Source organism: Pandoraea anhela (assembly GCF_902459655.1).
Lineage (GTDB): Bacteria > Pseudomonadota > Gammaproteobacteria > Burkholderiales > Burkholderiaceae > Pandoraea > Pandoraea anhela.
Genome location: NZ_CABPSB010000015.1, coordinates 1 through 12,907 on the forward strand (window position 1 = coordinate 1; position 12,907 = coordinate 12,907).

Consider the following 12,907-nt stretch of genomic DNA (forward strand, 5'->3'; position numbering starts at 1 on the left):
AACGGAACAACGACCGCGAAATTCCCACCAGCCCGCAAGCCCGGGTGACACCCATCGCGCGCTCGGTCATCAACGTTTGGACCGCTTCGCGTTTGGCTTGCGGGCTTGCTACTTTCGGGCAAGCAGGTCCTTCAGCGCTGCGTTGTCCAGCATCGAATCGGCCAGCAATCGCTTCAGCCGGCCATTCTCCTGCTCAAGCTCCTTAAGACGCTGCGCATCCGACACGGTCATCCCGCCGAATTTGGCTTTCCAGTTGTAGTAGGTCGCTTCCGAGATTCCGTACTTACGGCACAACTCGGCCGGCTTGAGACCTGCCTCGCCTTCCTTCAACACGCCAATGATTTGCTCTTCACTGAATCGCTTCTTCACTTCCGTTCCCCTTCGTTGGAACGGACTCTACACCGTCTGCGGACTATTCAGGGGGAGCAGGTCACGCGAGGACACGAGTGCCGATTGCGTCGCGCCGGCATTCGCGATCAGCACGCCGTGACCGGACAGATTGATCGAACCGCCCGCGAGTATCGACGCACCGCTCAGCGTGGTTTGTCCTGTCGACCGCCACGACAGATTGTTCGCGACGTTGATCTTGCTCGCGGGCGCGAGCGTCACGTCGCCTGCAGACGTCAGCGAGAAATCGCCGGCATTCGCCATCATGGCGCCGGCATGGCGTACGCCCGCCCCGAGGTCGGTCGTCAGAAGCTGGATACGGCCCGACGTAATGCTGCCGGTCGGTTCCACGTCGAGCGCAATGGCGTTGGGATTCGCTTGCTGGGTGTTGGCAAGCGTGACCCAATCGTTATTGTTGTCGTCGGGCGAGAAGCTCGTGTTGAGCGAGGCCTTGCTGCTACCGGCGATCACGCGCACGTAAGCCGTGGGGGACGAGAAGTCATTGCCGATGGGCGCACTGACTTTGACGGTCTTGGCGATGAGTTCCAGTCCGATGAGCGTGCCGGCAAGGCCGCCGCCCGTGACTTCGATGGTGCCTTGCCCGGTGTTGAGCACGACATTGCGTTGGTAGAGGCCCGGGGCGACGAGCACGTCGCTGAACGACACCTGCCCGGTGCTCAGCGCGACGTGTCCCGTGTTGACGAACGACCCGCCGTTGACGGTAATGCCGTTAGGGTTCGCGAGGACGACGTTCGCACGCGGGCCGGCCACAGCGATCTGCCCCTGGATCAGGCTCGGCGACGTGCCCGTCACTTCGTTGACGATGGTCCGGGCGTTGACGCCCGTGTTGCCCAGCGTGGCGCCGGCCCGATCGACGTTGAAGCTCGTATAGGTATTGTGCGAAACGCCGTAGACCGGAGGCGCGATGGCGACGTTCTGGCGTCCATCGGGACCGACCGTGACGGAGGTGGCTGTGCCGCCGTCCGGCACAATGCCGGCGGCGTGACATTGCGCGGCCACGGCGAGCCATGCCGCCAGGCCGAGCATGGATACGCTCAAACACGTCTGAAACCGCCGAATCCCCGAACTGCATTTGGTGTGCCCGCCAATCCCGCCGGCCAACGGCGAGACTTCGCGCGTCGATTGCCAAGGCATCTGATCTTTCGTCTTTTAGTTGTTTTACCGCTCGCAACATCCGAAGGTCGTCACGAATGGCGACTTCTCGCCACCCCGTCAACGTTCCCCGAACGGCACATCGCGCGCCGGCCATCGTGTCGTGCCAGCTTTGCGCAAGGTGCCGCGCCCCTCGGATTCCTAGCTGATGAGAACCAGCCCAGACAAAGCATTACGGAAACGAAATCACAGTTCTTTAGGGTCCCGACGTGATTTTTTTGAGATTTACTCGCGCTCCGTTGTTTTTAATCGTTTTCGGACATCGATAGCGCAGATGACTTCGATTATCGAAATATCAATACTACGCATGATTACGTAGACCATTGATTTTTTGATGTTTTCATGCGCCACCAACGAAATATCAGGCATCCATATAATTTTCGCGACATTGGCGATCCCACGTCACGTCGCTTTACTCCATCGATTGATCTCATCGATTGATCCCATCGATTAAACGCTTTGGATTTAGATGCTTAGGAGCACGGCAGCTTCTCCATTTTTCACGCTGACCGGCTTTCGATCGACGGCGCCCCCCCGTAAAGAGAAAAGCCCTGCATCGCTGCGGTCGATGGGACTACGCCCCGCGGCCTATCGAAACGCGTGATGGGGTGTCCGGTATGCCCCTGACCCTCAAGAATTCCGGATGGCGGTGTAACCAGCAGGCAGTCTCCGGCGAATTAGCAGACGTATCCACAGGGGATACGTCTTGCTTAATTTGCATCGGAGAACTTTCATGTCGACAAAAATTGCGACGACTTCCGCATTGATCGCCAGCGCCGTCGCTGGTCTTCTCGCCACCGCAGCGCACGCCGGCCCGCTCACCCAAGCCGAAGTGAATGCCGCCGTCTCGGCCCATAAGGAGAAGTGCTACGGCGTCGCCCTCAAGGGCCAGAACGACTGCGCCGCCGGCCCGGGGACCACCTGTCAGGGAACGTCGACCGCCGACTACCAGGGCAACGCATGGAAGTTCGTTCAGGGCGGCACGTGCACCAACATTCAGGTGCCGGGCGGCGGACACGGCTCGCTTACGCCGATCAAGTCCTAAACCGCAGTTCGTGTTGGAAACGGGGGCGAAGATGACTGACCTCATCAGCAGCACGGAGGCCGACGCTTGTGTCCCCGCCTTCGCGTCGGGCATCACCCATGCCCGCAGACCGGTAGGAACGAGCTTCAAGCACGAACACCTTCAGGCTATTCTTGCCGACGGGCTGCGCGACGGCTTCTTTGAAGTTCATGCCGAAAACTACATGGGCGACGGCGGTCCGCCACACAGAGCGCTGGCCGCGATTCGGCAGGAGTACCCGCTGTCGATCCACGGCGTCGGCATGTCCATCGGTGGCCCCGACGCGCTCGATAACGGGCATCTGACGCGTTTTCGGGAACTGGTGGCGCGCTACGAGCCGGAACTGGTCTCGGAACATCTGGCATGGTCGTCGCATGCCGGCACGTTCTATAACGACCTACTCCCCCTGCCTTATACGGCCGCCACGCTGGCGCACGTTTGCGCCCATATCGATCAGGTGCAGGAAGCGATCAGGCGGCCGCTGCTGCTGGAAAATCCGGCGACATACGTCGCATTCACGACATCCACGATGACCGAGCTGGAGTTCATTCGCGAGATAGTGAAGCGCACCGGGTGCGGCTTGTTGCTCGACGTCAACAACGTCATGGTGTCCACGACGAATCACGGCGCTTCGGCGATCCAGTATCTCGACGCGTTTCCCGTGGAACACGTCTGCGAAATCCATCTCGCAGGACACAATGTACAGACCGACGATTCACACAGACCGTTGCTCATCGATAGTCACGACCGGGCGGTCTCTCCCGACGTGTGGACACTGTTTCACCGTGTGATCGCAAGGGCCGGCGTCATCCCCACGCTGATCGAGTGGGACAGCGATTTGCCGGACTGGCCGACATTGCGAGCGCAGGCGCTCACCGCTCGCCATATCATCGAGACGCTGTCGCAAACACAACCGGAGATCGGCAGACATGTCGGTTAAGTCGCTGCCACCTACGCAAGCCGAAGCCACGCGCCGGTTCGCATCAGGGTTGCTTAACCCGGCGCATCCGCCGCCCGACGATCTCGCAGGTACGGAGGATTCGGCAGTCAACAAGCGCTATGCGGTGTATCGCAACAATGTCACGGTCAGTCTGATCGACGCTCTGGCATCGATTTACCCCGCAGTCCTGCGCATCACGGGGACCGACTTCTTCCGTGCCATGGCGCGCTTTCACATTCGTGCCACGCCACCGGTCTCGCCGTTGCTCTTCGCGTACGGGCGCGACTTCCCCGCGTTTATCGCGTCGTACGAGTACGCCCGGGAACTCCCATGGCTGGCAGACGTTGCCCGCATCGAGCGCGCATGGCTCGACGCTTACCACGCGGCGGACGCCCCCACGCTGTCCATCGAGTCCCTCGCGGCGCTGGACGCCGACAGACTCACGTCAGTGCGCTTCATTGCGCATCCCGCCGCACAGGTGATCCGCTCCTCCTATCCGGCGGTCACGCTGTTCGCGATGCACCGCGAAGCGCAAAGTGCCATTTCATCGGTGGGCGACGACGCGCAAGACGCGCTCATCACTCGTCCGGATCACGACGTCATCGTGTCGCATCTTCCCGCAGGAGGAGCGGAATTTCTGACGGCCCTCATCGGCGGCGCGACATTGAGCGACGCCGTGGACACGGCCATGAACGCCTGCGCGTCTTTCGACGTCACCGCCAACATCGACGGCATGATGTCGGCGGGGGTGTTCTGCGCCATTCACTCACGCAATTCACTGGACTCACGAGACTAACGTCATGTCAGACACCCCCGTCATTCGCGCGCCCGCCAGCAAGCTGATCGCACGCGCGGCATGCCGCGCCACCGCACTCGCCCAATGGCTGGCGCAACCGTGGCTTGCTCAACTCGCGCTGCGCCTGGCGCTCGCCGTGCCGTTCTGGCGCTCGGGCATCCTCAAATGGCAAGGCTTCCTTCAACTGAGCGACACGGCGATCGATCTGTTTTCCGAGGAGTTCATGCTGCATTTGCCCGGGGGGCCGTATGCACTGCCCGCCCCCCATGTCCTGGCATTCCTCTCGGCATGCGGCGAGGTCATTTTCCCGGTGCTGCTCGTGGCGGGACTCGGCACCCGATTCGCGGCGCTGGGATTGCTTGCCATGACAGCCGTGATCGAACTGACGGTCCCTGATGGCTGGCCCGTGCATCTGACGTGGGCTGCGATGGCGCTCGCCGTTGCCGCCTGGGGAGCAGGGCCGCTGTCGATCGACCATTTGCTTGGCGACCGGCATAGTCGTCACCCTTGAATCGCCATCGCGCGGGGGCGTGCGGTTGAGGGGGAGCGGAGGAGCGAAGTGGCGCAGTAGCGGAGTAGCAGAGTTGAGGCATCGAGATCAGGTCGAACGCCTTGGCTCCGCAACAGCCGCGCTCTTGCCGCTGCCCCCGGGTGACACAACCGGCGCCTCGTCATGCAGCATGGCGCCATCGCTGCCGACACGACACCGCACGCAAAAGGTCGTCGACGCTCATATCGCCTGCCGCACGCGTGCAGCCAGTGCTTTCAACCCGCGATGAATGCTCACCTTCACGGCCGATTCGGTCAATCCCGTCAGGCGCGCCGCCTCGGCGACCGACAGCCCGTGCAACTTCACGTGCAGAATGGAAAGCCGTTGCTTGTCGGGCAGTTGATCCAGCAACTTGCCGATATCGCGCCGTGCTTCGGCAGGCACGTCGTCGACCTCGGAAAAAATGTCCTCGTGATCGTCCAGCGGTTCGTTGAGCGACGCCCGTCTCGCGTGATTGCGGAAAAAGTCCATCAGCTTGTACCGGGCAATCGCATGCACCCAGGCAGTCAGCGGGTCATCGGGTCGGAAGGTATGCCGTGCATTGTGGACAGCCAGGAGTGTTTCCTGAACGAGATCCTCCGCATCCGCACGAAAATCGGGGATACGCCTGCGAAGATAACCTCGCAAGTGCCGAGTGAGTTCTACGAGAAATGCACGATAGTCGGCCGAATTACCTGCCAGGCCACTGATAAATAGTGCCTTCAGACGCGGCTCTGCGGAATACAAGGTCCTGTCTCCAGAATCACTGCGTAACGCAACGCCTGTCGCCAGACCACGGGTTGCGCACCAGCGCTCGACATCACTTACGCCAATGCCGTATGTGAGCCCGATAGGCTCATGTCGGCGCAGCGAACACCCTCTGCCGTTACGAGACGTTTCAACGAGCCGACCCGTCCCGTATCGGCAGCTTCCAAGCGCTTTTATTTCACGCCCGTTGAGCTAATTCGTCGGCAGGCGGACGCAGGTTACACACGAGATAGGGGCGGCATCGATCAAACGCGTTCGGCTGTAACCACCGTCACGCTCGGGTCGAAATACAGGAGATATCTGCTAAGAATCCGGCGACGGGGCCGACGACGCATGGAAACGCGTGAACTGATCAACCGGTTGTGTCGACATCCGGCGCCCATGGCGCATCAGGGGCCATCTTCGAGAATGCACCATGCGCTGATCATGGGTCTCGCGGGAAGCACGCTGGTGCTCATTGCGCTGTATAACTTTCACAGCAACATGCCCGATCTGATACTGACGAAGATGTTCTGGATCAGGCTGGCATTTCCGCTCGTTACGATCATCACGGCGATGACGTTGACTCAGCGGCTTGCGCGCCCCGGCGCCTCGACGAAATACGCCGGACTTACCGTGGCCTTGCCCATCATGACGATGCTGGCGGCCGCATGCGTCATTTTGCTCACAGCGCCGAAGGGTTATCGACTGCAATTGGTGCTTGGGAGGCGTTGGCACGTCGCAAGCCTCGACATCGTCTTGCTGTCGGTTCCGCCACTCATTGCCTGCATCGCCACCATCAAGGGCCTCGCCCCTACGCGCCTGACGTTGGCGGGCGCGAGCGCTGGATTGCTCGCCGGCGCGCAGGGCGCGCTCGTGTATTCCCTCTTTTGCTCGAATCTCGACGTTCCATTTTGGGGCGTCTGGTACGCCATTTCCCTGCTGACGACGGTCGGCATCGGTGCCGCGATTGGTCCCCGGCTGCTTCGTTGGTAACGCGCGATCCACACGAACGAATGAACCTCGAAACATTGCTCCAATGCTCGATGTTGCGTGAAGCCCGCCTCGTTGCGGGGCATCAGGCGCAACGTTGCGACATCCAATCCGTGTGCATCGCGGAATCGATTTCACCGGTGCCGCCCGAGCGGTGCGCGCAGCTGCTTTTGACAACCGGCGGCGATTGGCCGCGCGACGAAGCCGGCGCCCGTCAGGTGATTCGCGCGCTCGCGGCCAGTGGCGTTGCGGCCGTGGTGTTATCCACGACGCCCCATCTGCCGAGCTTCCCCCCTTCGTCCATCCGTGAAGCTCAAGCAAGCGCCCTGCCGTTGCTCGAAATTAGCGGCGACATTGCGTTCTATCGTCTCGCGCATGATGTCCACGCACATCTCGTCCACAAGCGCATCGACTTGATGCAGCGGTGCGATGAAATCAATCGAACGCTGACGATCACGGCGTTGTCGGCAAACTCTCTGGACGATCTGGCGCAAGCGCTGGGCCTCTGTCTCGGGCGCACCGTTCGATTCTTGAGCGCGGACGGCACGGCAATGGGGACCTATCTCACGGCGGGCTATGCCCCCGCGCCCGCAATGCACAGAGGGGCCTATTTGCAATATCTACAGGATCATCGGGTCATCGAACGAATGAATGCCGAGATGGCCCCCGTCATCGTCGAACGCTGCGACGCCGGCGACGCACCGCGACGCCTCGTCAGCGCAATGAGGATCGGCGGCGACATCGCGGGCTTCGCGATGATCGACGAGAATGCGACGCCTATCGGCCCGACGGAGATTCGCGCGATCGAGCACGCCAGCCTCATCGGGGCCTTGCATCTGTCCCACGCTCGCGCACTGCATCTCCAGGAGGAGCGACTGGGCTATTCGATGGTGGCCGCATTGCTGGAAGGAAAATTTGTCGAGACGCCGGCTGCACTCGAGCGTGCCCGAATGAGCGGATGGGACGCCCAGGCGCCCTACAGAATCTGCCTGATGCTGCTCGGCGAACCGCTGCCCCTGAGCCGCGAGGGCTTTTCGCGGCGAGAACAATGGGTCGAACGTTTGAGACGGTATCTCGACGACATTGGCCAACCACCGCTCATCGTCGTCTCGCTAAATCAGATACGGTTTCTGCTCTCTCCCGGCGTAGCGCCGGCGTCACTATGGCGGCAACTAGGTCATCGCACGAGTGCGCTCGCCGTCAGTCGGGAGCACGTGGGCATCGACGGAATGGCGAAAGGTGGCGAAGACGTGCAATCGCTTCTGCCCTCGCTAAAACCGGGAAAAATTCACTATTTCGAGCAAATCATGTTTCCACGCGCCTTGCTGGGCGACGCCAACGCACGTGCGCTGTTCATCGACAGTCAGTTAGGCCCCCTGCTTGCCGACAAGCGACAAAAGCCGCTTCTGGAGACATTACGCGCCCTCTGCGAGGAAGGATTTCAATGGGCCGCCACGGCACGACGACTCAACGTGCATATCAGCACCGTGCATTATCGGGTCGAGCGAATCGAGGCCATGCTCGGCGTCGATTTCGATACACAGTCGAGCCGATTCGAGGTGCAGGTCGCCATGGCGATGCTCGGGCTGACGGAGGACTCCTGACGAGCATCGATCTCCTGAGCAAAAAAAGCCCCCCCGGTTCACACCGAGGGGGCCCAAAAGCCCGAATCATTCCAGGCGTTCGCCGTGCAACGCCAGATCGAGCCCTTCATGCTCCTGCGACGGATTCACCCGCAATCCCAGCGTGGCGTCCACCGCCCACAGCAACAGGCCAGTCATCACCCCGCTGAAAATGAGCGTCGTCAACACGCCCTGCGCCTGAACGATCAGCGAGCCGCTGTTTCCACCGATGGCCGCTTTCGCGAAGACGCCGGTCAGCAAAGCACCGACGATGCCGCCCACCCCGTGTATCCCGAACGCGTCCAGCGAGTCGTCGTAGCCGAAGCGTACTTTCATATAGGCCACGCAGCCGTAGCACAGCGCGCCGCTGAGCAGACCGATCCAGATGGCGCCCACCGCGTCGACAAACCCTGCTGCCGGCGTGATCGCCACCAAACCGGCAACCGCGCCGGAGATCAATCCCAGCACTGTCGGCTTTCCCTTCACGCGCCATTCGGCCAACATCCACATGAGCGCTCCTGACGCCGCCGCCACTTGCGTGGTGAGCATGGCGAAACCGGCGCGCCCGTCAGCCGCAAGCGCCGATCCGGCATTGAACCCGAACCAGCCGACCCAGAGGAGCGCGGCGCCGATCATGGAGAATCCGAGGTTATGCGGCGCCATATCCTCCTGGCCATAACCGAGTCGCTTTCCGAGAACCAAGGCACACACCAGTCCTGCGATACCCGCATTGATATGCACCACCGTGCCGCCGGCAAAATCCAGAATGCCCTTGCCGGCCAACCACCCGGTCGGCTCCCAAACCATGTGTGCAATCGGCACATAGACCACCAGCGACCAGAGCCCGGAGAAGAGCAACATGGACGAGAACTTCATCCGGTCGGCAAACGCGCCGGTGATCAGCGCCGGCGTGATGATGGCAAACGTCATCTGGTACATGACATAGACAGCTTCCGGAATCGTGACGGCCAGATGACTGACCGTTAGCTGAGCGCCATCGCCATGGTTCTCGTACCCCATGCCGTGCAGAAACAGACGACTCGTCCCGCCGATGAAACCGTTCCCGGGTGTGAATGCCAGTGAATAACCCGCAACGACCCACAACACCGTGATCAGGCAGCAAATGGAAAAGCTCTGCATCATCATGGTCAGAACATTCTTCTTTCTCACCATGCCGCCGTAAAAGAGCGCGAGGCCGGGAATCGTCATCAACAGGACCAGTGCCGTAGACACCAGCATCCAGGCTGTGTCCCCCGCGTTGATCGTCGTCGACGCCACGACCATGGGCGCACTCGGCGCGGCCGGTGCCGGCTTTGCCGCAGGCGACGGGATCGATGCATCGGCGCCGGACGCGACAGCGGTCGGCTGCACCGTCGCCGCACTTTGCTCTGCGGTTTGGGCGGTAGCCAGCGTGTGCCCCGTCAGCATCGAAAATCCGACAAATAGACAGAACAGCCACTTCTTCATCAGAGAATTCCTTCGAGTTTTTGGACGTTATCGATACGCAAGCGCGAGCCGCGAGCGCGGCATTCACCCTGCTGGCGATGCCGGCCCGCTTGCGATCAAAGGGAGTAGTACATCTCGAATTCGACAGGGTGAACCGCCTGACGATACCGATCGATCTCGCCTCGCTTCAGCTCGATATAGGCATCGAGCATGCCGTCCGTGAACACGCCGGCTTTCGTCAGGAAGGCTCTGTCGGCGTCGAGCGCATCGAGTGCCTCGTCCAGCGACGCACATACCGACGGGATTTTCGCTTCCTCGTCGGGCGACAAGTCGTAGAGATTTCTGTCGGCCGCCTCACCGGGGTGGATACGCTGCTCGACCCCATCGAGGCCCGCCATCATCAAGGCAGAGAAACACAGATAGGGGTTCGCCATCGCGTCAGGGAAGCGGGTCTCGATTCGACGCGCCTTCGGCTCGCTCGTGAAAGGAATGCGGATAGAGGCAGACCGGTTCTTTGCCGAATAGGCGAGTTTGACGGGTGCCTCGAAGTGCGGCACGAGCCGCTTGTACGAGTTGATCGACGGGTTCGTAATCGCGTTGAGCGCGCGTGCGTGACGAATGATCCCGCCGATGTAGAACAGCGCGAATTCCGATAACCCGGCGTAGCCGTTGCCCGCAAAAAGGTTAACGCCGTTCTTCCAGATCGACTGATGGACATGCATGCCGGAGCCGTTGTCGCCCACCACGGGCTTGGGCATGAACGTCGCCGTCTTGCCGTAACGATGTGCGACGTTATGAACCACATACTTCAGTCTTTGCGTCCAATCGGCGCGTCGCACCAGCGTCGCGAACTTCGTGCCGATTTCGTTTTGTCCCTGACCGGCGACTTCGTGGTGATGGACCTCGACGGGAATGCCCAATCGCTCCAGTGTGCGACTCATCTCCGAGCGCATGTCCTGATGGGTGTCGACAGGCGGCACGGGGAAATAGCCGCCTTTCACGCCCGGACGATGACCGCGATTGCCGCTGGGCAGTGTCAATCCGGAGGACCAGGGCGCCTCCTCCGAGTGAATGTCGAGCAGGCAGCCCGATGCATCGTGACTCCAGTTCACCGCGTCGAAAACAAAGAACTCGGGCTCCGGGCCGAAGTAGGCGGAATCGCCATGCCCCGAATCGCGCAAGAAGGCTTCTGCGCGCTTGGCGATGGATCGGGGGTCTCGCTCATACCCTTTGCCGTCGGACGGTTCGATCACGTCGCAAGACATGACGAGGGTCGGCATCTGAAAGAACGGGTCGATGAATGCGCTGTCCGGATCCGGGCGCAGCAGCATGTCCGACGCCTCGATGCCTTTCCATCCGGCGATCGACGATCCGTCGAACGCGTGTCCTGCCGAGAACTTTTCCCGGTCGAACGCCGATACCGGAACGGTGACGTGCTGCTCCTTGCCGCGCGTATCGGTGAATCGGAAGTCGATAAATTTCACGTCGTCTTCTTCGATCTGACGCATCACTTGCTCAATCATTTTGCTCAACACCTTTAAGTAGAGACACAATTTCCTGATGGTTCGCGCGCTCGGCGTCTTGCAGCGGCAAATTTCCCCATCGATCTTTCGCGTTCGCGTTCCCTCCGTTCTGGATGAGATAGCGAACGGACGCCACCTTGTTTTCGGAGGCTGCGATATGCATCGCTGTCCGTCCGTCGTAATCTGCGGCATTGATGTCGGCGCCACACGCGATCAATCGCTCCATTTCGCGCAAGTCGCCCGCTGCCGCGGCCCAACAGAGATTGACGACGGCGGCATTTGCTTCGGATCGACTGCGGCGAGTGGGATTGATCTTTTGTGCGTTGATCCCGCCGACGATGTCGAAGTTGTGGAACGAGTATCTGGACGTGAGCCTTTTGCAGAACTCGATGCCGCGCACGCTGTTTCCCAGTTCGTCGAGGGGGGGAGACCAGATGCATAGCCCCATGACTTCCGGGATGACCACCATGACTCCGCCGCCGACGCCCGACTTCGCCGGCACGCCGATCAGGAAAGCAAACTCGCCGGAGAAGTCGTACATGCCGCACGAGTGCATCAGGGAAAGACAGTTCTTGACCGTCTCGCTCGAGAAGATTCGTTTGTCGGTCAGCGGGTTGACGCCACCGTTAGCGAGCGTTGCCGCCGCAACGGCCATCGAATCGCACGTCATCTCCACCGAGCAGCATTGGAAGTAGAAGTCCAGCGTGGCCTGAATATCGGTGTCTTTCGGCAGTGCCCCGTTCTCCCGGAGAAAGTAGGCGAGCGCGAAATTCCGGTCTGCGGTATCGCGCTCCGACAAGAACACGGTGTTGTTGAAGGAGACCGAGCCACCGGCGCTGAGATCGCGCCACTTGTCGAAGACGTAGGCGAACCGGGCGGACGCCGAGCCCGAGTCGCGAATCAGTGAGCAGCTTGCGATGGCGCCGGCGTTGATCATCGGGTTGTGCGGCCGCCCCCGGTTATCGAGCGTAATCGCGTTGAACGAATGCCCGCTCGGCTCTCGTCCGATGGTTTTGTGAAGCCGTTCGACGCCCACATCCTCGGACGCGAGACAATAGCTGATCGTCTTGGAGATCGACTGGATGCTGAAGAGCTCTCTGGCGTCGCCATACCGGGCGCGTTGGCCGTGCACGGTGCATAAACTCACGCCGAACTTGTCCGCGCTCACGCTTGCGAGTTCCGGAATGTAGGCGGCTACGCGTCCGCCCGACACCGCCGCCACTTGCCGAAAGATTTCGCCGATATCGTTCGTGAACCGATCCCATCCAGGAATCACGAAATCGTCTTCGATCACTCGACGGAACAAGCGCGGATTCCGGGAAAAGAGTTGCACGAATTCTGCGGGCGTCATCTCGGCGGTTTCGTGATTCCTGAACGCCTCGTAGATGTCGCCGACGCGGGGATCGTCCTCAAGGATCCCCGCGCTGACCAGACGCTCCCTGAACCGCGCCACAGTAAGACGTGTCTCTCCGGGTGCAACCAAAAGACGGTAAAGCGCCATGGACTCGTCGTCCGCGCCACTTGGCTTGGTAACGTAATCGTGTTCCCTTGCGTCGAGTGCATCGCCTTCGATTGCCGCCTTGCGCACCTTCCCGCCAACTGCCTTAACCATTGCCCCAATCCTTTCGCCAGACATACGTGGGTCGCACTTTCACTGACGACCTACTTGAATTGGCAGGTCAGTCACT

Annotated in this window: 11 protein-coding genes and 1 pseudogene; 6 read left to right on the forward strand and 6 right to left on the reverse strand. The window is 60.9% G+C overall.

Annotation, left to right across the window (positions count from 1 at the left end; genetic code table 11):
- A pseudogene (locus PAN31108_RS18485) lies at positions 1-369 on the reverse strand (transposase); the annotation flags it as partial.
- A gap of 27 nt (positions 370-396) precedes the next feature.
- Positions 397-1,446: a filamentous hemagglutinin N-terminal domain-containing protein gene (locus tag PAN31108_RS18490; RefSeq protein WP_246184040.1), complete on the reverse strand. Its 1,050-nt coding sequence runs from the start codon at positions 1,444-1,446 to the stop codon at positions 397-399.
- An 847-nt stretch (positions 1,447-2,293) separates the two neighbouring features.
- On the opposite strand from PAN31108_RS18490, the gene PAN31108_RS18495 reads away from it, so the two are divergent.
- Genes PAN31108_RS18495 through PAN31108_RS18510 form a run of 4 tightly spaced genes read left to right on the forward strand, consistent with a single transcriptional unit; the run spans position 2,294 to position 4,870 of the window.
- Positions 2,294-2,605 (forward strand): BufA1 family periplasmic bufferin-type metallophore, encoded by a 312-nt coding sequence (locus tag PAN31108_RS18495; RefSeq protein WP_150670288.1) that lies wholly within the window; start codon positions 2,294-2,296, stop codon positions 2,603-2,605.
- Between the two features lie 31 nt (positions 2,606-2,636).
- Positions 2,637-3,563 (forward strand): MNIO family bufferin maturase, encoded by a 927-nt coding sequence (bufB, locus tag PAN31108_RS18500; RefSeq protein ID WP_150670289.1) that lies wholly within the window; start codon positions 2,637-2,639, stop codon positions 3,561-3,563.
- On the forward strand, positions 3,553-4,359 hold the full coding sequence (locus PAN31108_RS18505; protein WP_150670290.1) for an HvfC/BufC N-terminal domain-containing protein: 807 nt from the start codon (positions 3,553-3,555) through the stop codon (positions 4,357-4,359). The genes bufB and PAN31108_RS18505 overlap by 11 nt, the downstream gene beginning before the upstream one ends.
- 4 nt (positions 4,360-4,363) lie before the next feature.
- A complete protein-coding gene (locus tag PAN31108_RS18510) occupies positions 4,364-4,870 on the forward strand; it encodes a DoxX family protein (RefSeq protein ID WP_150670291.1) in 507 nt (168 codons plus the stop codon).
- 219 nt (positions 4,871-5,089) lie between these two features.
- Here PAN31108_RS18510 and PAN31108_RS18515 read toward each other — a convergent pair whose 3' ends face one another.
- A complete protein-coding gene (locus PAN31108_RS18515; protein WP_150670292.1) occupies positions 5,090-5,635 on the reverse strand; it encodes a sigma-70 family RNA polymerase sigma factor in 546 nt (181 codons plus the stop codon).
- Between the two features lie 111 nt (positions 5,636-5,746).
- Between PAN31108_RS18515 and PAN31108_RS18520 the strand changes: the two genes are divergently transcribed.
- Positions 5,747-6,631 (forward strand): DUF1109 domain-containing protein, encoded by an 885-nt coding sequence (locus PAN31108_RS18520; protein WP_246184041.1) that lies wholly within the window; start codon positions 5,747-5,749, stop codon positions 6,629-6,631.
- Positions 6,632-6,651: 20 nt separating this feature from the next.
- Positions 6,652-8,232: a PucR family transcriptional regulator gene (locus PAN31108_RS18525; protein ID WP_246184042.1), complete on the forward strand. Its 1,581-nt coding sequence runs from the start codon at positions 6,652-6,654 to the stop codon at positions 8,230-8,232.
- A 66-nt stretch (positions 8,233-8,298) separates the two neighbouring features.
- On the opposite strand, the gene PAN31108_RS18530 is transcribed toward PAN31108_RS18525, so the two are convergent.
- The 3 genes from PAN31108_RS18530 to glsA all read right to left on the reverse strand — a co-directional run bounded on the left by PAN31108_RS18530 (position 8,299) and on the right by glsA (position 12,831).
- Positions 8,299-9,717 (reverse strand): ammonium transporter, encoded by a 1,419-nt coding sequence (locus tag PAN31108_RS18530; RefSeq protein WP_150670293.1) that lies wholly within the window; start codon positions 9,715-9,717, stop codon positions 8,299-8,301.
- 95 nt (positions 9,718-9,812) lie between these two features.
- A complete protein-coding gene (gene glnA, locus PAN31108_RS18535; protein ID WP_370819690.1) occupies positions 9,813-11,219 on the reverse strand; it encodes a type I glutamate--ammonia ligase in 1,407 nt (468 codons plus the stop codon).
- Positions 11,212-12,831, reverse strand: a complete 1,620-nt coding sequence (glsA, locus tag PAN31108_RS18540; RefSeq protein ID WP_174995047.1) for a glutaminase A — start codon at positions 12,829-12,831, stop codon at positions 11,212-11,214. Before glsA ends, glnA begins: the two co-directional genes overlap by 8 nt.
- Between the last annotated feature and the right edge of the window lie 76 nt (positions 12,832-12,907).